Genomic DNA, 19,527 nt, shown 5'->3' with positions numbered 1-19,527 from the left:
AATGGATCCCCGGTCCATTCGGTTGCATAGACAGTGACCTCCTCCCGCTCCGATCTCCTCGCCGCCGACACCGCGATGGGCGCCGTGACCCTGCTCGTCGCCGACCTCGACGCCATGACCGCGTACTACCGCGACGCGGTCACGCTGCGGGTGCTGTCGGCCGAAGGCGACCGAGTGGTGCTGGGTCGCGGAACCACGCCGGTGGTGATCCTGCAGCACAGCCCCGAACTGAGGCACGCGGCACCGCGCGCCGCCGGACTGTTCCATACCGCGATCCTGTTCGAGACGCAGGCGGCACTGGCCGCTGCGCTGTACTCGGTCGCGCAGCGCGCCCCCGGGACCTTCACCGGCAGCGCCGATCATCTGGTGAGCCAGGCCTTCTACTTCACGGATCCCGAGGGCAACGGCGTCGAGCTGTACTGGGATCGCGATCGCACGCAATGGAGCTGGGCGCACGGCCGGATCGAGATGGACACCCTGTACCTGGATCCGAACGCCTTCCTGAGTGAGCACCTCACCGAGTCCGCCGCCGAGGATCCGGTGATCGGCGGCGCGACCGTGGGCCACGTGCACCTCTCGGTCGGCGACGTGACCTCCGCACGCGAGTTCTATGTGCAGCGGCTCGGGTTCGAGACGACGGCGGAGCTCGGCGGATCCGCACTGTTCGTGAGCGCCGGCGGCTACCACCACCACATGGCGATGAACACGTGGAACAGCGCGGGTGCCGGCCGGCGCTCCCGGGCCTTGGGCCTCGCACGCGTGGACATCGTGCTGCCCACCGCGGACGACCTCGGATCCGTCGCCGAGCGAATGACGCACTTCGGTGTCGCCGCGCGCGACGACGGGCGCACGCTCGCCTTCGAGGATCCCTGGGCGAACGCGATCCGCCTCACGACCGCGGGCTGACCGGACCGTCGACCGCCGCGGGCTCTCAGCCGATCCGCACTGCGCTCACCGCGCCGTCGGGCCAGCTCACCTCGAGGATCGCGTCGCCGCCGTCGGTCGCGACCGCACGCGCCGAGGGCGCCTGCTCTGATCCGCGACCCAGGCGGACCGCCACGATCACGACGTCACCCTCGCCCACCACCCCGAAGTCGAGCCGCGGGATCGACACGACTTCGCCGATCGGTGAGACGCCGGTCTCCGTGCGCACCGACGCGGCGACCGCACCGCCGCCGATCCCCGCGAGCGGCCACAGCTCGGAGCGCAGCCCGTCCAGGTCGAGCGCGATCGCGGCGTCGTCCCGCTCCACGACCGCCTCGGTCGAACCGGTCAGCGGCCAGCCGCTCACGCGCACCGGGAGCGGCGCCGCAGCGACGCCCTCGCGCGGCAGCCGCCGGGTCGCGCGCACCTCCCACGAGCCGCGGACCGCGCTCGCCGTCGCGAGCAGCGGTCCGTCGGTGACGACCCCCGCGCGCCCGGATCCGTGGTCGTACCCGGCGCCGTCGGCGCTCGAGTCCACCCAGTGCGTGTCAGCCACGGACGTCGCGAACGCCGCGATGCCGTCGTCGCCGATCGCACCGCGGGCGAACCCGGTGCGATGCGTGGAGCGCCCTGCGGCATCGAGGGCGCCCACCATGTTGTCGGCGGGGTCGTCGATGGTCGCGCCGGTGAGCGGCGGCAGCGTCGCGCTGGAGTAGCCGAACCGGGCGTACAGCGCCGAGTCGCCGGTGCGGTCCCCCTCGAAGGCATGGTCCGCGCCATGGTTGATCAGGCGCACGATACCGTCGGCCGCGGTGCCGCTGACCAGCCAGCCGGCCGGCCGGATCACGCGGCGCACGTCGCCCTGCTCGATCGGCAGCGGCTCCTCCACGGCCGTCCAGACCTCGTGGTCCGCGGGCAGGGCCAGTCCGAGGAAGCCCTTCGACGCCCAATACGGCGACCCCGCGCCGGAGTACGTCTGCGCCATCGCGGGCCATTCGCCGAACAGCCCCATCGTGAGCAGGCCGCGCTCATCGACCGCCCCGCGCTCCACGAAGGTGCGCAGCTCACCCGAGGCCGCCCGGCGCAGCATCCCGAGCGGCAGCCGGGTGGCGCCGGAGAACGCGCCCATCCACAGCGGCGCGGCGGTCGCGAACCGGTAGATGAGGCTGCGTCCCTGCAGCACCGGCATCCCGTCCGCCCCGATGAGCGCCGCGTAGTCGTCGAGGAATTCGGTGAGCCGGGCCTTGAAGACGGGCGCGAGCGCGCCGGATCCGAACCTGTCAGACCCTTCGGATCCCGCCCAGAGCAGCGGATACAGATGCATCGCCCAGCCGCAGTAGTAGTCGTAGGCGCGCCACGTGCCATCGGCCCACCACCCGTCGGCCTGGTAGTAGTCCTCGATGCGGGCGAGGTCGGCCGCGATGCGCGCGGGCTCGTGCGGTCCGCCGACCGAGGCGAGGAACGTCTCGACCGTGATCCGGAACCACAGCCAGTTGTTGTCCGGGTACCAGCCCACCGGGTTGAGGGCCAGCCAGTCGATGATGCGCTGCTGTGCGGTGGCGTCGAGCGTGTCCCACAGCCACTGCCGGGTGAGCTGCAGTCCGAGCGCGATCGAGGCCGCCTCGACCTCGGCCTGCGCCTGCTCGGCGGGCAGGATCCAGCGCTCCGGATTCGACGGGTCGGTGCCGGCGACCAGCCCGTCGCGGTACCAGTCCAGGAAGCCGTGCGGATCCTCCCCGCGCTCCCCGGTGAGGCGGAAGGCGAAGAGCATGAACGAGCGCGCGAAGCCCTCCAGGCCGTCGCTGTCCGCGCCGCTGCTGCTGGTCTGCCCTGGCAGGCGCACCTGGCTGCGTGTGGGCGTGAAGTACGGCCGCAGCGACAGCAGCAGATGGTCGGCGATGGCCGCCCAGTGATCGCGCGTCCAGCCGGTGCGCGGCGACAGCGCGCGGTCCTCGGGCGGCAGGATCAGGCGGGCGGGGTCGAACGCGGTCACAAGGTCTCCTTCGTGCGGGCGGCGGTCGGTGCGGGTGCGAGCGGGACGGGATCTGCCGGCGCCGCGATGCTCGGCCGCAGCGAGGACTCGCGCACATGCAGTTCAGGGCTGAGCTTCACCCGGAAAGCGGGACGGCCGCTCCCGGCCTCGAGCCGGGCGATGAGCAGGTTCACGGCCTCGCGACCGACGTGCTGCTTGGGCGGACGCACGGCAGTGATCGCGGGGTCGCCGAAGCGGGCCACATCGTCGTCGTAGGCCACGATCGCCAGGTCGTGCGGCACCCGGATCCCCCGGTCCAGCGCATGCTGCTCGAGGGCGAGGGCCTGCGGATCCGGAAGCACGATGACGGCCGTGGTGCCGGTGTCCGTGATGACCTGCAGTGCGTCGTCCATCGCGCGCTCACGGCCCGCGGTGTCGAACCGCACGCCGTTGATGCAGGCGGCATCGGTCGGCAGCCCCAGCGAACGCAGGGTGCTCTCCCACCCGCGCCGCACGTAGCGGCCGGTGGGGCGTTCGGTCTCGGTGATCAGCCCGATCCGCTCGTGGCCCTGCTCGTGCAGGTGCCGCACGGCGAGCGCGGCGCCCGCGGTGTGGTCCGACACGACCGAGTCCAGATGCGGCGCCGCGGCCGCGGAGCGCACTCGGCGCTCCGCGAGCACGACGGGCACCGGCAGCGCGTCGAGCCACTCCAGCATCTCGATCGCCTGCTCCCCGAACGTATCGGGGGCGACGATGAGCCCGTGCAGGCCCGGGGTGTTCAGCAGCGCCTCGACCTGGCGGCGGTTGTCGCGCAGCTCGTACGTCGATGCGCGCAGGAGCAGCCGGGCACGCAGCTGTGCGGCCTGGGCCCTCGCGCCGTGCACGATGGGCGGCCAGTAGTAGTCGAGAGAGGGCACGACCATGCCGATCGTGTAGCGGGTGACGGCCGGGTCGTGTCCGGCGAGCACGGGGCTGAGCCCGGGTTCGAGGCTGCTGCGCAGGGTCGCTCCGCCGTGCACGCGCGTGACGAGGCCCTGCTGGGCGAGGGTGTTGATGTCGCGCCGGATCGTGAGCTCGCTCACACCCAGGTGCGCCGCGATCGTGGAGACGCTGACGGAGCCGTGCTCGCGGATCTCGTCCATGATCCGCTCCCGGCGCTGCAGCGCGAACAGCGGATCCCGCCCGCTCACGACAGCTCCTCGATCACGGTCGTGAACGAGCCGGCCCGTCCGCCGACGTCGTAGACGAGGCGGGTCAGCCACGGACCCCACACGGCGATGAGCTCGGGATCGTCCAGCTCCCATACCTCGAGCGAGGGCGCGACCGGTGCGTTCCCGTCGTCCGCGGCGATGCGGATCCGGTGTCCGTCGGCGGCGACCTCGACGGCGTCGCCGGACGGCGTGACCACTCCCGCCGCGATGACGTGGATCCGGTGCGCGCCGTCCTCGCTCAGCCGCCACCGGTCGGCGACCTCGATGCGCTCCGTCCCGCCGGCGGATCCTGATGCGTCGAAGCGGAACGTCCGCCGCCAGGAGTCGCCCGCTGCGAGCGGGTAGGCGCCCGCGAGCTCCAGTTCGAGCACGGTGGCCTCGCCCACGGGCGGGATCGGGCCCGGTTCACCCTGCGGCGCGGTGATCACCTGCGCTGTGAACGCCGGCCCCTCACCCTGCTCCAGGCCGTAGGGGGCGGGCGCGCTGTGCCAGCCGCTCTGCATCGCGCGGACCCGGTACCGCTCGGCGCTGAAGGTCTGCGCGGTGTAGGTGGGTTTGCCGACGTCGACGAGCAGTTGCCGGCCGCCCGCGGCGACGAGGAAGGATCCGAGGTCCTTGTGGTTGTGGTTCTCGTCATTCGTGCCGCCCTTCGCGGCAAGCGCGAGCCCGGCGGCCGAACCGGCCTCGGCACGGCGCACCAGCACCTGCACGGACCCGAGCCAGACCGCGGCCGGAAGCGGTGCGGCAGCGGGCACGGCGTCCCGCCACGCGGTGTCGACGAGCGCGCGGACCAGTCGCGGCAGCCCGCCTGCGACCTCCGCCACCGGCTGCCCCGGCCGGCGTGCGGCCCGCGCCCACGCGGTCACCCTCGCGTCGCCGGTGAGAGTCCCCCAGCGGAACGGGAGCTGCCACGGCTCGTGCCCGCGGGAGCGCGCCCAGCCGTCGGCCACGTTCACGTACCAGTCCCCGCCGAGGTGCATGCGCGTCGGGAACCGCAGCGTCTCGCCGACGACGGGGATCCGGGTGGCGTCGAGCCCGCCGTCGGTGATCGCGGCCACGGTGTCGAGCATCTCGAGCATGCGCCCCGCGCCGTTCCACCAGTACGCGACGCCCTCGTCGATGGCCCCGTCAGCGGGCAGCTCGGCGACGTAGCGGTCGAGGCTGTCCAGAGCCCGCGCGAGGATGCACGCCACGCGCTCGGGGTCGTCGAGCAGCAGCACGGCGGCGAGCAGCACGTTGCCGAGGATCCACGGGTTCCAGTTGTTGACCTCGCGCCAGTACCCCAACCACCACAGGTCGTCGCGGGTCTCGAACGGGGTGAACACGCGCGCCTCGGCCTCGTGCCGGATGCGCTCACGCAGCCCGGGCCAGCTCTCGTCCCAGCACGGGCCGAGCACCCGGTCCGCGACCGCCAACTGCGCCACGATCTCACCCGCGACGAGGTCCAGATAGGGCGCGGCGACGTCGGGCAGCACGAAGCCGCGCCGGGCGTGCGCGTCGTCGTGCGCCGGAAGCGACCAGGTGCTCTGCTCGCAGAGCACCACGGCACCGTCGGCCGCCTCGTCGATCCACATCGGGTCATCGGTCACCGCGGCGGCGATCACCGCACGGGTGAGTCGCTCCTGCCGCTCCGACACCGCACGCTCGTACGTCGCGCGATCGCCGTCCCGCACGTAGCGCGCGAACAGAGAGCCGAGCGCATCGGCCCAGGGGCGGCTGTGGGTCTCCGCGGCCGCGACGCTGATGCGTTCGATCGTGATCGGATCCACGTCCTCCCACACGTCGCGGCGCTCGATCGAGGGGATTCCGACTCGTTCGCGCAGTGCCTCGGCAGTGAGCTCACCGACACTCCCGCGCAACGCCTCTGCGCGCATCGCCGGACCCCACTCCGCATACAGCGGACCGCGGAATTCCGCGGTCCGCACGGCCGTGCCGTACGGCGGCACGGCGTGCGCGCTGACCCGGGAGAGGGCGTCCATGTCGGGGCTGCGCGTCATGATTTCAACCTTCGCTTGTGCTTGTATCTGTTCGACTCTGAACGTTTGGTTTCGTCTCGAACGAGTCCGAGTATCTACTGAGTTCAGCGACGACGCAATGCCCTGCTTCGTCGGGATCTGACGAAGGACGGAACCCCCTGGGAATGACCGCAACGACCACCCCCAACGCTCTCGTCGTCATGTCGCGCGAGGTATTCGAGCGGCAGTTCGATGCTGCTCGAATCGCCCGCCTGCGCCGCCTCGCGACCGTGCCGGAACCGGTCTTCACGGACGACCTCGACGACCCGGCCCTCGCCGAGCGGCTGGCCGATGTCGAGGTGCTCCTGACCGGCTGGGGTGCGCCGCGCCTCGACGCGGCCCGGCTCGATCGGATGCCGAACCTCCGCGCGATGCTGCACTGCGCCGGGTCCATCCGCGCGCAGGTGAGCGACGAGTTCTGGCGGCGCGGCATCCGTGCCGCGTCCGTCGCGGAGGTCAACGCGGTGCCCGTGGCGGAGTTCACCCTCGCGGCGGTCGTCTTCGCCGGCAAGAAGGCGCCGTTCATCGCCGCCGACCCCGAGACCCGCCGCCAGAACGGGCTGCGCGCGGAGCGGTTCGGCCGGCTCGGCAACCTCGGCCTCACGATCGGCGTCGTCGGATTCAGTCGCGTGGGCCGCCGCGTCGTCGACATCCTGCAGCAGCTCGCGGACGTCACCGTCCTCGTCGCGGATCCCTACGCGGATCCGGCCGAGATCGCTGCGGCGGGTGGCGTGCACACCACCCTCGAAGACCTGCTCCCCCGCGTCGACGTGCTGTCGCTGCACGCACCGGAGCTGCCGTCCACCCGGCACATGATCGGCCCGGCGCAGCTGGACGCTCTGCAGGATCACACGACCGTGATCAACACCGCGCGCGGCAGTGTGATCGACACCGCAGCGCTCGAGCGCGAGTGCGCGAGCGGTCGCCTGAACGCGATGCTCGACGTGACCGACCCCGAGCCGCTCCCCGCGGACTCGCCGCTGTACCGCCTGCCGAACGTCATGATCACGCCGCATCTGGCCGGCTCGCTCGGCTCTGAGCTGTACCGCATGACCGACGCCGCGCTGGACGAGCTCGAACGCCTCACCGCCGGCCTGCCCCTGCTCGAAGAGGTCACCGTCGACGCCCTGCAGCTCAGCGCCTGACCCGCCCTCGCACTCCTCCGCCCGACCCGCACCCACCCTTCATCCACATTCAAAGGAGAACCTCGCATGAAGCGATCCCTCATCGCCGTCGGCACCGTCGCCGCGGCGGCCCTCGCCCTCGCCGGCTGCGCCGGCACGTCAACGCCGGCCTCCACGCCCTCGGGCGGAAAGACGACGCTGCGCATCTCGGTGTGGAACTACGCGCAGACGCCCGAGTTCAAGGCGCTCTTCGACGCGTTCCACGAGGCGAACCCTGACATCACGATCGAGCCCGTCGATATCCTGGCCGCGAACTACGAGGACAAGGTCACGACGATGCTCGCCGGTGGTGACACGACCGACATCATCACGGTCAAGAACCTCACCGACTTCGGCGGCTACGCGCAGAAGAAGCAGTTCGTCGGGGTGAACGACCTGGTCAAGGCGCTGCCCGCCGACAAGATCCCGGCACTCGACGAGTACAAGGCCGGCGGCACTTACTACGCGGTCCCGTATCGCCAGGACTTCAGCGTGCTCTTCTACAACAAGCAGATGTTCAAGGACGCCGGCGTCGCCGATCCTTCCAGTCTCACCTGGGACGAATTCGCCGCCGACGCGAAGAAGCTCACGAAGGGTGATGGAGCGGACAAGGTGCACGGCGCCTACATCCACACCTGGAACTCGATGGTGCAGGGCTACGCGTCCGCACAGCAGGACAAGGGCTTCGACAAGCCCGACTACGCCTGGATGAAGGACCAGTACGACCTCACCCTCGGCATGCAGAAGGACGGCACGATCCTCGACTGGGGCACCGCGAAGAGCCAGCAGGCCCAATACAAGACGGTCTTCGAGACCGGCAAGGCCGCCATGGTGCCGATGGGCACCTGGCTCATCTCGCCGCTGCTCGCCGATGCGGCCGCCGGCACCACGTCGGTGGACTGGGGCATCGCTCCGATCCCGCAGATCAAGAGCGGATCGAAGGTGACCACGATGGGCGGCCCGACCGGCTTCGGCATCAGCAAGAACTCGAAGAACCAGGATGCGGCGAAGAAGTTCCTGTCGTTCGCGGCGGGAGCAGACGGCGCGAAGGCCGTCGCGTCGATCGGCATCGTGCCCGCGTACCACAGCGACGAGATCACGAAGCAGTACTTCGGCCTGAAGGGCATGCCGCAGGACGCGACCTCGAAGAAGGCCTTCACGCCCGACACGATCCGCCCCGACGGCGCGACCGGCACCCTCGCTGCGCAGCTGCAGGGCGTGCTCGACCAGGAGCACCAGCTCATCATGACCGGCAGCAAGTCGGTGGACGACGGCATCGCCGAGATGGAGAGCCGCGTCACCTCCGAGGTGCTGAACCAGTAGCTCCGGTCCGCGCCGGATCCGGCCCCTGAGCTCGTCGAAGGGGTCGGATCCGGCGCACCAGGCATCCCTCCCCGCACCGGATCAAGGAAGATCATGACCACCCTCACCGACCGGCCGTCCGCGGCCCCGCCGCGCTCGGTGGCGAGCCGCCGGATGCGCCGACGCAGCATCCTCATCGGCTGGAGCTTCATCCTGCCGAACTTCCTCGGGTTCGCGCTGTTCACCCTGGTGCCCGTGCTCGCCGCGTTCGTGCTGGCGTTCATGAACTGGGACGCGTACAACCCGCCCACGTTCGCCGGGATCAAGAACTTCACCCGCCTCTTCGGCGACCAGAACTTCCACGTGGCGCTGGGCAACACCCTGATCTACGCGATCGGCCATGTGCCGCTCACCCTGGTGTGCTCGCTCGGTCTCGCGATCCTGCTCAACCAGAAGCTGCGTGGCATCGCGTTCTTCCGCGTGGCGATCTTCTTCCCGTACATCACCTCGCTGGTCGCCATCGCGATCGTGTGGAACATGCTCTTCGACCCGGTGAACGGGCCGATCAACCAGTTCCTGCATCTGCTCGGCATCGCGAACCCTCCGGGATGGACCTCGAGCACCGGGTGGGCGCTGCCCGCGGTGATCATCACCAGCGTGTGGCGCGACATGGGCTACTACATGGTGCTGTTCCTCGCGGGCCTGCAGGCGATCCCGCAGGAGTACTACGAGGCGGCGGCCATGGACGGCGCCGGGCGCTGGCGCACCTTCTGGAACATCACGCTGCCGTCGCTGCGGCCCACGACCTTCCTCGTGCTCGTGCTGCTGAGCGTGTCGAGCTTCAAGGTCTTCGATCTCATCTTCGTGATGACCGGCGGCGGGCCGGGGCGCGCGACGCTCGTGCTCTCGCAGCTCATCTATCAGGACGGAATCCTGAACGGCCAGTTCGGATACTCCTCGGCGATCTCGCTCGTCCTGTTCCTGATCGTCCTGGTCGTGACCGTATTCCAGTTCCGGATCCAGCAGAGAAGGGAGCGCTGATGTCGACCCTCACCTCCGACCTCGCCCAGGAGCTCGACGGCGGGCGCGCACTGCCGCCCGTCCCGGCGCGACGCGGCAGCCGGCGGATCCGCTCGCGTCTCGGCCGCATCGCGATGTACGTGCTGCTGGTCCTGCTGCTGACCGTCGTGCTGCTGCCGTTCCTGTGGATGCTGTCCTCGTCGTTCAAGCACGACGACGAAGTGCTCACGGTGCCCGTGCAGTGGCTGCCGACGAGCTTCGTGTGGAGCAACTACGCGCAGATCTGGACCCAGATCCCGATGGCCGGCTACCTCGCGAACTCCGCCTTCCTCGCGATCGTCATCACGATCCTGCAAGTGCTCACCGGCAGCTTCGCCGCCTACGGCTTCGCCAGGGTGCGCTTCCCCGGGCGGGATGCCCTGTTCCTCGCCTACATCGCGACGATCGCGGTGCCGTGGCAGGCGTACATGATCCCGCAGTACATGATGATGCAGAAGGCGGGCCTGACGAACACGTTCACGGCGCTCATCCTGCTGCAGGCGTTCGGCGCGTTCGGGGTGTTCCTGATGCGGCAGTACTACATGACCATCCCCGACGAGCTCAACGAGGCCGCGCGGATCGACGGCCTCAGCGACTACGGCATCTGGGCGCGGATCATCCTGCCGCTGTCGAAGCCCGCGCTCGCCTCGCTCGCCCTGCTCACGTTCGTGAACACCTGGAACGACTACATGGGGCCGTTCATCTACCTCTCCAGCAACGAGCTGTGGACGGTGCAGATCGGGCTGAAGTCGTTCATCGGCCAGTACTCCGCGCAGTACGCGCTGATCATGACCGGATCCGTGATCTCGATCGTCCCGATCCTGGTCATCTTCCTCGCCGGGCAGCGCTACTTCATCAGCGGCATCGCGACGAGCGGGATGAAGGGGTGAGCACCGTGACCGACGATCTCACCGTGCCGCCGCGGCGGCGGATCCTGCACCTGCGGCACGAGACCATGGAGTCGATGTTCGCGTACGCGTACGCGATCCTGATGACGGATCTGCTGCTCGTGCTCGCGAACCTGCCCCTGGCCCTGCTGCTGTTCGTCGCGCGCGATGCGCTGCAGGCCTGGCCGACCGTGCTGCTGCTCTCGCTCACGCTCGCCCCGTCGCTGGCCGGCGCGTTCGAGGTGTTCCGCCGGATGCGCGGTGACGAGCCCCCGCGTCCGTTCGCGGCGTTCTGGCACGGCTACCGCACTCGCGGTGCGGCGGCCGCGCTGATGGGCCTCGCCACAGGACTCGTCGTCGGGTTCGTGCTCTACGACGGCGCGGTCCTCACGGGCACCGTCTGGGCGCCCCTGCTCGCTCCGACGCTCGCGGTGGTCGCCGCCTGGGCTCTCGTCGCGTGCACCTCGTCGCTCGCCGGGCTCGTGCTGTTTCCGCAGGCGTCGGCGCGCGCCATCGTGAAGGCCGCGGTCTACCTGTCCGTGCGGCGCTGGTACTTCAGCGTCTTCGCGCTCGTGCTGCTCGGGCTCTCTGCGGCCGCGGTGATCGTCCAGCCGGTGCTCGGCGCTCTCGTGCCGGGGCTGCTCCTGTACGTCGTCTTCGCGAACGCCGACTTCTCGTTCCGCGCGCTGCAGGCGGAGCGCACCGCTGCGGGCTGACCATCACGCCCGGCCACGATGCGGACGGCACGCCGCGCCCCTGGACGGGACGGCCCGAGGAGCGCATGCTGAGGGCATGACCGGCTTCCAGACCACGCACGCGTTCAGCGGGTTCAGCGTCGATGACATCGATGCCGCCCGGACCTTCTACGGCGAGATCCTCGGCATGGACGTCTCGACCAATCCGATGGGGTTCCTCGACATCCGGCTGCCTGAGGGCGGATCCGTTCTCGTCTACGCGAAGCCGAACCACACCCCTGCGAGCTTCACGATCCTGAACTTCCCCGTCGAGGACGTCGAGGCGGCCGTGGACGACCTCAACGCCCGCGGCGTCGTGACGAAGATCTACACGGATCCGGACTTCGGCACCGACGAGAAGGGCATCGCGCACGGCGGGCCGGGCCGCGGACCGGACATCGCCTGGTTCACCGACCCGGCCGGCAACGTGCTGTCCGTGCTCGCCGCCGTGTGATCTCCTTCTCGCCTTGACTTAGAGTGCGCTCGAAGTCGTAGCGTGGGGCGCATGCTGGAAACCACCACGACGCGCTCGATCTCCGAGGCGGCGCACGAGCTCGGGCTGACCGCGCACACCCTGCGCTACTACGAGCGGGAGGGGCTTCTGCTGACGCCCCTCGACCGGGAGTCGTCCGACCGCCGCCGGTACACCGACGGCGACATCGCCTGGCTCGGCTTCCTCCGCAAGCTCCGCTCCACCGCCATGCCGATCGCGACGCTCCGGCGCTACGTCGAGCTCGCGCGGGCCGGCGACGGCACCAGCGCGGACCGGCTGGCCCTCCTCCGCGAGCACCGCCAGACCGTGCTGACCCGGCGGGCGGAGCTGGACGACGCCCTCGGCGCCATCGACATCAAGATCGCTCTCTACTCCGAAAGGCTCTCCTCATGAAGCACGCGACTCTCGGCACCCTCTCCGTCGGCCGGCTCGGACTCGGCTGCATGGGCATGTCGGCCTTCTACTCCGGTGCGAACACGGACGAGGCCGAGTCCATCCGCACGATCCACCGTGCACTCGATCTCGGCGTCACCATGCTCGACACCGCTGAGATGTACGGCCCGCACACGAACGAGGAGCTGGTCGGCCGGGCGCTGGCGGGGCGACGCGACGGCGTCGTGATCGCCACGAAGTTCGGCATCCTCGCGGGATCGGATGGCGGCCGCCGGCTGGACGGCACCCCGGAGAACGTGCGCCGCTCGGTCGAGGGGTCGCTGCAGCGCCTCGGCACCGACCGGATCGATCTCTACTATCAGCACCGGATGGATCCCGAGACGCCGATCGAGGAGACCGTCGGGGCGCTCGCCGAGCTGGTCGCGGAGGGGAAGATCCTGCACTACGGACTCTCCGAAGCCGGCGAGGAGACGCTGCGCCGTGCTCACGCGGTGCATCCCGTGACCGCGCTGGAGACCGAGTACTCGCTGTGGACCAGGGAGCCCGCCGAGCAGCTGCTGCCGGTGCTGCGCGAGCTGGGCATCGGCCTCGTGCCGTACTCGCCGCTGGGCCGCGGCTTCCTCACCGGCGCGATCCGCTCCGCCGATTCTCTGGACGCCGGCGACTTCCGCCGGAGCAACCCGCGCTTCGTCGGAGAGAACCTCGACGCGAACCTGCGCATCGTCGATGCCGTCGAACAAGTCGCCATTGAGCTCGATGCGACACCCGCCCAGGTCGCCCTGGCGTGGGTGCTCGCGCAGGGCGATGACATCGCGCCGATCCCCGGCACGAAGCGGGTCTCGCGTCTCGAGGAGAACGTCGCGGCAGACGCGCTCGTGCTGACGGCGGAGCAGCTCGCCGCGCTCGAGGCGCTCCCGTCCGCCGCCGGCGACCGCTACGCCGACATGTCGAGCGTCGGACGCTGATCGGGCCCGGCGCGGGTCGGTCTCGAATCGGGCCGCCCGCGTCGGTCGCCGCGCCGGTTCGCCCTCAGCCGGCGAACCGGCGCTGCACTTCCGCGTACGGCAGCGCGCCGTCGAGGAAGCCGAGCGTGCCCGTGTCGAGCAGTTCGCGGCCGGCGCGTTCGAGCGCGGTGAGCGCGACGCGGGCGAGGCTGCCGCCGAGGCTCACCCGCTTCACACCGAGCGCGAAGAGCTGCGGCGCGGGGATGACGTGCGCGGCGAGGCCGGCCACGATGTTGAGCGGGACCGGGATCTCCGCGGCCAGGCGCCGGATCGTCTCCTCGTCGTTCACGCCCGGGACGAAGACGCAGTCCGCCCCCGCCTCGACATAGCGCTGCGCCCGCGCCACCGTCTCGGCGAAGGGATCGGCCGCGCCGGGGAAGAAGTAGGCGTCGGTGCGCGCGTTCAGCACGAACGCGCCGCGCGGCGCCACCGCACGCGCGGCCGCGATCCGCTCAGCCGCCTCGTCTGCGTCGAACAGCAGGCCGTCGGCGGTGTCCTCGAGGTTGCCGCCGACCGCTCCGATCTCGATCGCACGCAGGACCGTGCGCGCGACGTCCTGCGGATCATCGCCGTATCCCGCCTCGAGGTCGGCGGTCACCGGCACGTCGACGGCGGCGACGATCGCCGCGACCTTCTCGAGCATGGTGTCGAGGTCCAGCGCGCCACCGTCCGGCACGCCGAGCGACCACGCGATGCCGGCGCTCGTCGTCGCGATCGCGGGGAAGCCGAGCTGCGCGAGCATTCGCGCGGATCCCGGATCCCACGCGTTCGGCAGCACGAAGCCGCCGCCGTGGTGCAGGGCGAGGAAAGCTGACGCGCGGTCGTCGGTCATGGTGACCTCCAGGTCGGGATCGTGCTCTGGCTCTACTCTGCCGCGTCCGGGGTGCGTCGAGCGAGGCCGCAGGAGGTTCGGAGCACGGTGGAGGCCCCGCCCGGCCGCGAACGTCACGAGCGGCGCAGGGCCGCGCGGGGATGGAAGATCCCCGTGGCGGCACCCAGCACGGCGCCGATCAGGGTGTCGACGATGCGCTCCAGGATCAGATCCCAGGGGATCCCGCCGCCGGCGCCCGCCGTGGAGGTGATGATGAACAGCACGAGCGGCGTGATGAAGACGAGCGCGAGCGCATAGTTGCGCACCACGAAGATCTCGACGGTGAACTGGAGGCCCGCCAGCAGGAACGGCAGCACGATCACCGGGATCGGAAGAGATCCCAGCAGCGCGAAGAGCCCCGCCCCGACGACGGTGCCGAGGAAGCGCTGGCTGCCCCGGATGAAGGCGACCCGCCGGCCGACGTTGACGCCGATCACGGCGATTCCGGCGCACACCGTCCAGTACGCGCGCTGGGGGTCGACGAGCAGCACGCTGAGCAGCGTTCCGGCGATCGCGACGACCGCCACCCGCAGCAGCAGCGCCCGGGCGTCGCGGTCCAGCCGCGGACGACGGGCGATCTGCGTCCGCGGCGGCGGGGCGACGACGCCCCGGGCGCGCGCGATCAGGAAGGCCGCCACGGCGATCACGTAGGCGGTGAGGGCGCCCACGGCGAGCGCGCCGAGGAAGAGCAACGGATCCACGATCCGCCGGCCGCCGGAGATCCCGGTGACGTGCGTGGCGAGCCCGTAGACCAGCACGAAGAACACCGGTCCGGGCGGACCCAGCCGGAAGCCGTAGTGCAACGCGGCGGTGGCGAGCGAGACCACGACCAGGCCGATCGCGGCGGCCGCGGGGTACGGGGCGAGCACTGCGCCGATCGCCGCGCACAGGAGGATCGCGACGCCCACGACGGGCAGCAGACGAAGACGCACGAGCGGGGCGGCGCCGACCAGGTAGATCGCCGTGAAGGCGCCGCTCGCCGCCATCACCCCGACGGCCGGCTGCCCCAGCAGCGTGAACAGGGCCACGGGCAGGAACATCGACAGTGCCGCCTGCAGGGCGACCGGCCATCGAGGGCTCGGAGCCGGCGCGAGCGTGAAATGGCTTCGCGCCCACACCCGGATCAGGGCGGTCGGCGGGCGCGAGGACGACGGATCAGGAGAACGCGGATCGGATCCGGTCATCCGCCCACCTCCTCCCGCACACGGCCGGAAGCCAGACTACGCGCCTCGCTCAGGCGACGCGCGTGAACCTCGGGCCGCTGTATCCGTCGCGCTCGACGCGCTCCTCGAACATGGCGAGCGGGCGCGCCCAGTGGCTGTAGTCGTCGTAGAGCTTGCGGTAGAAGACCAGCTGCTCCTCGGTCTCACTGTGCCGGCCCACCGCGATCACCTCGTAGCGGGCGCCCTTGAAGTGCTGGTAGATCCCTGGTTCGACCGCCATGCCCTGCATCCTCTCCCGTGGTCCGTCCGCCGTCCGCGCGGCGACGCGATCCTGGTGCCGACGTCCGTCGACTCCTCGATCGAAGAGCCTCCCATGCCCGCGGCATCTCCGCCGACGCCGACAGGCCGCCTCGCTATCATCGAGTGATGGCCGATTCCTCCGCAGCGCCCCGCAGCACCGGCCGCTATCGCAAGGGCATCGCCCGGCGGCAGGAGATCCTCGACAAGGCCATCGAGGTGTTCGCACGCCGCGGATCGCAGAAGACGAGCCTGCGCGCGATCGCGCAGGAGGTCGGCGTCACCCATGCGGCGCTGACGCACTACTTCGGATCCCTCGAGGAGCTGCTGGTCGAGGTCTACCGCGCGTCCGAGAGCGCGACCGACACCGCCCATCCGGTTCCCGCGGACGTCCGCCCCGCGCTGTCGATGCGCACCGCCGCGGAGCGCAACCGCCGCATCCCCGGTCTCGTCCAGCTGTATTCGACGCTGGTGTCGACGGCGCTCGAGGATTCGCACGCCGCCGCGCAGGAGTTCATCACGCAGCGCTTCAGCCGCATCCGCACCGGGATGGCCGCACAGGTGCGGCAGTTGCAGGCCTCGGGTGAGGTGCGCGCCGACCTCGACCCGGATCTCGTCGCCGCCCTCGTCATCGCAGCCTCCGACGGCCTGCAGACGCAGTGGCTGCTCGATGACACCGTCGACCATGAGGCCGCCCTCGAGATGCTGGACCGGCTGCTCTCCCGCGACGACAGCACCGACTGAGCCGGGATCCTGTTTCCCTCCCCGCACCACGTTTCCCTCCCCGCAAACGCGCGAACACGCGAAGGGAAACCTGACCAGGGGAGGGAAACGTTCCTCCCCTGGTCATCACCGCGCGCGGTTCAGAGCGTGGCGACGAAGGGGTCGAAGCCCTCGGGCAGCAGCGGCACAGGAGCCACCGTGCTCTGGACCTCGATGGCCTGCCCGGTGCGAGCCGACTCCTGAGCGGACAGCAGCACGTCCAGCACGTGGAAGCCGAGCTCGCCGGAGGCGACGTGCGGCCGGTTCGCGGCGATCGCGCGCACCATGTCGAGTGCGCCCAGCCCGCGGCCGATCTCGATGTCCTCGTGGGTGATCTCGACCCACTCCTGCTCGAACGACATGCCGTCGCGCAGCACACCGAGAGGCTTCACGTAGGCGATCCGCCCGGCGAACATGTTGGGATCCGGGATCACGATCGTGCCTTCGGTGCCGTGGATCTCGACGATGCCGTGGCGCTCCAGCGCGGAGTCGAAGCTCAGCAGACTCTGCGCCTGGGCGCCCTGCTCGAAGGCCGTGACGATCTGGATCGTCGAGGGCACCTCGACCGGGAACAGGGCTCCGGCGTTCGGGCCCGTGCGGATCTCGCGCTCCTCACGCGCCTTGCTGCCGACCGCCGCGACGCTCGCGACCGGGCCGAGCAGGCTCACGAGGGCCGAGAAGTAGTACGGCCCCATGTCCAGCAGCGGGCCGGCGCCCTCGGCGAAGAGGAATGCGGGGCTGGGGTGCCAGAGGTCCGGCCCCTGCGTCTGGAATGCGGTCTGCGCGAACAGCGGGCGCCCGATCACGCCGCTCTCGATCGCCCGGCGCGCGGCCTGGAAGCCGGGACCGAGCAGGGTGTCGGGAGCGGAGCCGACGCGCAGCCCCGCGGCCGCGGCCTCGCGCAGCAGCTCCGCAGCGCCCTCGCGGTCGAGTCCGAGCGGCTTCTCCGTCCACACGTGCTTGCCCGCGGCGATCGCGGCCCGCGAGACCTCCACGTGCACGGCGGGGATGGTGAGGTTGATCACGAGGTCCACCCCGGGGTGCGCGAGGACGTCCTCGGCGGATCCGAAGGCCGCGACACCGTACTTCTCGGCCTGCGCCTGGGCGCGGTCGAGCAGCAGATCCCCGACGATGAGCACCTCGGTGTCGGGGAACCGTGCGAGGTTCTGCAGGTAGGTGTCGCTGATGACGCCGCCGCCGATGACGCCGATCCCGACCGCGCTCATCGGGCGAATCCGCCCTCGGTGAGGAAGGCGTAGCTGGCGGCGATGTCCGCGAAGACGTCGCCGGGCGCGTTGTCGTACTCGATGATGGCGTACTGCACCGCCGACGCCGCACGCAGGGCGTCGGCGAGCGGCACATCGCCACTGCCCGCGTGGCGCTGGTCGAGGCTGTCCGAGCCGAACTCGCCGGCGCCCGGGGCGAACGGGTTGCTCTCGGGAGCGATGCCGTCCTTGACGTGCACCGCGACGAGGCGGTCGCCCAGGCGGGAGACGAGGGCGGGGACGTCCTGCCCGCCGACGAGCGCCCAGTACAGGTCGAGCTCGAGCGCGACTCGCGCGTCGGTGAGCGCCACGAAACGCTCGTAAGCGCTCTGACCGTCGAAGTCGGCCACGAACTCCTGTGCGTGGTTGTGATAGCCGACGGCGAGCCCGAAGCCCGCCGCGGTGTCGGCGAGGGCGTTGAGCCGGTCGGCGATCTCGGTGACCCCGTCCAGCGTGAACCAGCGCTCAGGGGCCACGAACGGGTCGATGACGGTGGTCATGCCGAGCTTCGCGGCAGCCTCGAAGACGACTTCGGGGGCCGGCGTGGGGATGGATCCGTCCGGAGTCCACAGTTCGTCGGAGAGCAGCGGCGCGTGCCCGGTGGGCGAGGCGAGGCCCGAGGCATCGAGCGCGGCGCGGATCTCGTCCGGGCGGCGCACGAAGTCGAACGCCTCCACGTTGCGCAGTCCGATGGCGGCGAGCTTGTCGAGCGAGCCCGACATGTCGGCGGAGAACTCCCCCGCGAGTGTGTACAGCTGAACCGAGGTTTCCGGCAGGGCCACGTCGACCTTCCTTCTCTGAGAGGGGACGGGCGCACGCGGCCCGTCCGGTCAGCGTAGCAGAAACCTCCAAGTGGAGGTAATAGGAATTCGCCGGAGTTCGCCACGTCGAATCCCGCTTCGCCCGCGATACCGTGGTCGACAGGGCTTCCGCGGCATGCATGACGGGGGCCCGACCCTCTGCAACGTTGTAGAGTGGCTCGGGACAGGGGGGTGCACATGGCGGTGACGCTGCACGACGTGGCGCGGATCGCCGGCGTCTCCATCAAGACGGTGTCGAACGTCATCAACGACTACCCGCACATCCGCCCCGCCACGAAGCAGCGGGTCGAGGACGCGATCGCCGAGCTGGGCTACACCCCGAACCTCACGGCGCGCAACCTCCGATCGGGACGCACCGGTGCGATCGCGCTCGCTCTGCCCGACCTGGGCCTGGCCTACTTCGCAGAGCTGGCAGCCTCCGTGATCGCCGCCGCGGAGGCCTCGGGGGTCTCGGTGCTGGTGGAGCAGACCGGGGCGGATCCGGCCCGCGAGCGCGAATTGCTGCGCAGCCCCCGCCTGAAGCTGACCGACGGGCTCATTTTCAGTCCCCTGGGCCTCGGCCAGGAGGACGCAGCCGCCCTCCAGGTCCCCTACCCGATGGTGCTGCTCGGCGAGCGCATCTTCGACGGGCCCACCGACCACGTGACGATGCGCAATGTGGAGGCCGCACGGGCGGCGACGGCGTATCTGCTCGCGTCCGGTCGGCGCCGCATCGCGGTGGTCGGCGCGCACGAGGGCGAGGTCGTCGGATCCGCCGCACTCCGCCTCCAGGGCTATCGCGAGGCGCTGGAGGAGGCGGGGATCGGGTTCGACGAGGATCTGATCGGGTACACGACGTTCTGGCACCGCGCCAACGGCGCACTCACGATGCGCGACGTGCTCGCGCGCGGCGTGGCGTTCGACGCCGTGTTCGGGCTCAACGACACGCTCGCGCTCGGCGCCATGCGCGTGCTCCAGGAGGCCGGCCGGCGCGTGCCGGACGACGTCGCCGTGATCGGCTTCGACGACCTGGACGAGGCGGAGTACTCGATCCCGTCGCTGACCACGGTCGATCCCGGTCGCGAATGGATCGCGAAGACGGCGGTGGACGCCCTGCTCGAGCGCATCTCGGGCGAGTTGGATCAGGCGCCGCGGCTTCTGCTGGCCGACTTCAGGATCCGTGAGCGGGAGTCCGCCCCGGCCTGATCGCGC

Annotated in this window: 19 protein-coding genes; 11 read left to right on the top strand and 8 right to left on the bottom strand. The window is 70.7% G+C overall.

Annotated elements, in window-relative coordinates; translation table 11 throughout:
- The first annotated feature begins 75 nt into the window (after window positions 1-75).
- Complete coding sequence (locus tag AC1DCT_RS13525) at window positions 76-906, top strand: VOC family protein (protein ID WP_477430498.1); 831 nt, start codon at window positions 76-78, stop codon at window positions 904-906.
- Window positions 907-931: 25 nt separating this feature from the next.
- On the opposite strand, the gene AC1DCT_RS13520 is transcribed toward AC1DCT_RS13525, so the two are convergent.
- Genes AC1DCT_RS13520 through AC1DCT_RS13510 form a run of 3 tightly spaced genes read right to left on the bottom strand, consistent with a single transcriptional unit; the run spans window position 932 to window position 6,104 of the window.
- Window positions 932-2,917 carry a DUF2264 domain-containing protein gene (locus tag AC1DCT_RS13520; protein WP_477429796.1) on the bottom strand — a complete coding sequence of 662 codons (1,986 nt, stop codon included), beginning with the start codon at window positions 2,915-2,917 and terminating at the stop codon, window positions 932-934.
- Window positions 2,914-4,086, bottom strand: coding sequence for a LacI family DNA-binding transcriptional regulator (locus AC1DCT_RS13515; RefSeq protein ID WP_441975505.1), 1,173 nt, complete (start codon window positions 4,084-4,086; stop codon window positions 2,914-2,916). Before AC1DCT_RS13515 ends, AC1DCT_RS13520 begins: the two co-directional genes overlap by 4 nt.
- Entirely contained in the window at window positions 4,083-6,104 is a 2,022-nt protein-coding gene (locus AC1DCT_RS13510; RefSeq protein ID WP_477429794.1) for a heparinase II/III domain-containing protein, read from the bottom strand. Before AC1DCT_RS13510 ends, AC1DCT_RS13515 begins: the two co-directional genes overlap by 4 nt.
- 143 nt (window positions 6,105-6,247) lie before the next feature.
- Here AC1DCT_RS13510 and AC1DCT_RS13505 point away from each other — a divergent pair, with 143 nt between their 5' ends.
- The 8 genes from AC1DCT_RS13505 (at window position 6,248) to AC1DCT_RS13470 (ending at window position 13,118) form a co-directional block, all read left to right on the top strand.
- Entirely contained in the window at window positions 6,248-7,267 is a 1,020-nt protein-coding gene (locus tag AC1DCT_RS13505) for a hydroxyacid dehydrogenase (RefSeq protein ID WP_477429792.1), read from the top strand.
- A 66-nt stretch (window positions 7,268-7,333) separates the two neighbouring features.
- On the top strand, window positions 7,334-8,608 hold the full coding sequence (locus tag AC1DCT_RS13500) for an ABC transporter substrate-binding protein (protein WP_477429790.1): 1,275 nt from the start codon (window positions 7,334-7,336) through the stop codon (window positions 8,606-8,608).
- Between the two features lie 93 nt (window positions 8,609-8,701).
- Entirely contained in the window at window positions 8,702-9,628 is a 927-nt protein-coding gene (locus tag AC1DCT_RS13495; protein WP_441975501.1) for a carbohydrate ABC transporter permease, read from the top strand.
- Window positions 9,628-10,536 (top strand): carbohydrate ABC transporter permease, encoded by a 909-nt coding sequence (locus AC1DCT_RS13490; protein WP_477429788.1) that lies wholly within the window; start codon window positions 9,628-9,630, stop codon window positions 10,534-10,536. Before AC1DCT_RS13495 ends, AC1DCT_RS13490 begins: the two co-directional genes overlap by 1 nt.
- On the top strand, window positions 10,533-11,249 hold the full coding sequence (locus AC1DCT_RS13485) for a DUF624 domain-containing protein (RefSeq protein WP_477429786.1): 717 nt from the start codon (window positions 10,533-10,535) through the stop codon (window positions 11,247-11,249). Before AC1DCT_RS13490 ends, AC1DCT_RS13485 begins: the two co-directional genes overlap by 4 nt.
- Before the next feature lie 76 nt (window positions 11,250-11,325).
- Window positions 11,326-11,721 (top strand): VOC family protein, encoded by a 396-nt coding sequence (locus tag AC1DCT_RS13480; protein WP_440735034.1) that lies wholly within the window; start codon window positions 11,326-11,328, stop codon window positions 11,719-11,721.
- Window positions 11,722-11,772: 51 nt separating this feature from the next.
- A complete protein-coding gene (locus AC1DCT_RS13475) occupies window positions 11,773-12,153 on the top strand; it encodes a MerR family transcriptional regulator (RefSeq protein ID WP_440735033.1) in 381 nt (126 codons plus the stop codon).
- Complete coding sequence (locus tag AC1DCT_RS13470; RefSeq protein WP_440735032.1) at window positions 12,150-13,118, top strand: aldo/keto reductase; 969 nt, start codon at window positions 12,150-12,152, stop codon at window positions 13,116-13,118. The genes AC1DCT_RS13475 and AC1DCT_RS13470 overlap by 4 nt, the downstream gene beginning before the upstream one ends.
- 64 nt (window positions 13,119-13,182) lie before the next feature.
- On the opposite strand, the gene AC1DCT_RS13465 is transcribed toward AC1DCT_RS13470, so the two are convergent.
- The 3 genes from AC1DCT_RS13465 to AC1DCT_RS13455 form a co-directional block, all read right to left on the bottom strand.
- On the bottom strand, window positions 13,183-13,989 hold the full coding sequence (locus tag AC1DCT_RS13465) for an isocitrate lyase/PEP mutase family protein (protein ID WP_477429784.1): 807 nt from the start codon (window positions 13,987-13,989) through the stop codon (window positions 13,183-13,185).
- Window positions 13,990-14,102: 113 nt separating this feature from the next.
- Window positions 14,103-15,212, bottom strand: coding sequence for an FUSC family protein (locus AC1DCT_RS13460; RefSeq protein WP_477429782.1), 1,110 nt, complete (start codon window positions 15,210-15,212; stop codon window positions 14,103-14,105).
- 49 nt (window positions 15,213-15,261) lie between these two features.
- Window positions 15,262-15,471 carry a DUF1653 domain-containing protein gene (locus tag AC1DCT_RS13455; RefSeq protein ID WP_440735029.1) on the bottom strand — a complete coding sequence of 70 codons (210 nt, stop codon included), beginning with the start codon at window positions 15,469-15,471 and terminating at the stop codon, window positions 15,262-15,264.
- A gap of 146 nt (window positions 15,472-15,617) precedes the next feature.
- Here AC1DCT_RS13455 and AC1DCT_RS13450 point away from each other — a divergent pair, with 146 nt between their 5' ends.
- Window positions 15,618-16,232: a TetR/AcrR family transcriptional regulator gene (locus AC1DCT_RS13450; protein ID WP_441975495.1), complete on the top strand. Its 615-nt coding sequence runs from the start codon at window positions 15,618-15,620 to the stop codon at window positions 16,230-16,232.
- A 119-nt stretch (window positions 16,233-16,351) separates the two neighbouring features.
- Here AC1DCT_RS13450 and AC1DCT_RS13445 read toward each other — a convergent pair whose 3' ends face one another.
- Both AC1DCT_RS13445 and AC1DCT_RS13440 read right to left on the bottom strand, forming a co-directional pair.
- Window positions 16,352-17,476 (bottom strand): Gfo/Idh/MocA family protein, encoded by a 1,125-nt coding sequence (locus tag AC1DCT_RS13445; protein ID WP_477429780.1) that lies wholly within the window; start codon window positions 17,474-17,476, stop codon window positions 16,352-16,354.
- Window positions 17,473-18,297 carry a sugar phosphate isomerase/epimerase family protein gene (locus AC1DCT_RS13440; protein ID WP_441975493.1) on the bottom strand — a complete coding sequence of 275 codons (825 nt, stop codon included), beginning with the start codon at window positions 18,295-18,297 and terminating at the stop codon, window positions 17,473-17,475. Before AC1DCT_RS13440 ends, AC1DCT_RS13445 begins: the two co-directional genes overlap by 4 nt.
- Window positions 18,298-18,513: 216 nt before the next feature.
- On the opposite strand from AC1DCT_RS13440, the gene AC1DCT_RS13435 reads away from it, so the two are divergent.
- Window positions 18,514-19,521 (top strand): LacI family DNA-binding transcriptional regulator, encoded by a 1,008-nt coding sequence (locus tag AC1DCT_RS13435; RefSeq protein WP_477429778.1) that lies wholly within the window; start codon window positions 18,514-18,516, stop codon window positions 19,519-19,521.
- Window positions 19,522-19,527 lie beyond the last annotated feature (6 nt).

It is taken from the genome of Microbacterium sp. 10L49, from assembly GCF_056395125.1.
Note: the sequence above shows the minus strand (reverse complement) of the source record. Positions and strands in the feature narration are given on the sequence as shown.

What these genes read in the sequence shown, in the direction of transcription:
- AC1DCT_RS13525 (WP_477430498.1), top strand. Translation starts at nt 76, where the DNA reads ATGGGCGCCGTGACCCTGCTCGTCGCCGACCTCGACGCCATGACCGCG.
- AC1DCT_RS13510 (WP_477429794.1), bottom strand. Translation starts at nt 6,104, where the DNA reads ATGACGCGCAGCCCCGACATGGACGCCCTCTCCCGGGTCAGCGCGCAC.
- AC1DCT_RS13505 (WP_477429792.1), top strand. Translation starts at nt 6,248, where the DNA reads ATGACCGCAACGACCACCCCCAACGCTCTCGTCGTCATGTCGCGCGAG.
- AC1DCT_RS13500 (WP_477429790.1), top strand. Translation starts at nt 7,334, where the DNA reads ATGAAGCGATCCCTCATCGCCGTCGGCACCGTCGCCGCGGCGGCCCTC.
- AC1DCT_RS13495 (WP_441975501.1), top strand. Translation starts at nt 8,702, where the DNA reads ATGACCACCCTCACCGACCGGCCGTCCGCGGCCCCGCCGCGCTCGGTG.
- AC1DCT_RS13490 (WP_477429788.1), top strand. Translation starts at nt 9,628, where the DNA reads ATGTCGACCCTCACCTCCGACCTCGCCCAGGAGCTCGACGGCGGGCGC.
- AC1DCT_RS13480 (WP_440735034.1), top strand. Translation starts at nt 11,326, where the DNA reads ATGACCGGCTTCCAGACCACGCACGCGTTCAGCGGGTTCAGCGTCGAT.
- AC1DCT_RS13475 (WP_440735033.1), top strand. Translation starts at nt 11,773, where the DNA reads ATGCTGGAAACCACCACGACGCGCTCGATCTCCGAGGCGGCGCACGAG.
- AC1DCT_RS13470 (WP_440735032.1), top strand. Translation starts at nt 12,150, where the DNA reads ATGAAGCACGCGACTCTCGGCACCCTCTCCGTCGGCCGGCTCGGACTC.
- AC1DCT_RS13465 (WP_477429784.1), bottom strand. Translation starts at nt 13,989, where the DNA reads ATGACCGACGACCGCGCGTCAGCTTTCCTCGCCCTGCACCACGGCGGC.
- AC1DCT_RS13460 (WP_477429782.1), bottom strand. Translation starts at nt 15,212, where the DNA reads ATGACCGGATCCGATCCGCGTTCTCCTGATCCGTCGTCCTCGCGCCCG.
- AC1DCT_RS13455 (WP_440735029.1), bottom strand. Translation starts at nt 15,471, where the DNA reads ATGGCGGTCGAACCAGGGATCTACCAGCACTTCAAGGGCGCCCGCTAC.
- AC1DCT_RS13450 (WP_441975495.1), top strand. Translation starts at nt 15,618, where the DNA reads ATGGCCGATTCCTCCGCAGCGCCCCGCAGCACCGGCCGCTATCGCAAG.
- AC1DCT_RS13445 (WP_477429780.1), bottom strand. Translation starts at nt 17,476, where the DNA reads ATGAGCGCGGTCGGGATCGGCGTCATCGGCGGCGGCGTCATCAGCGAC.
- AC1DCT_RS13435 (WP_477429778.1), top strand. Translation starts at nt 18,514, where the DNA reads ATGGCGGTGACGCTGCACGACGTGGCGCGGATCGCCGGCGTCTCCATC.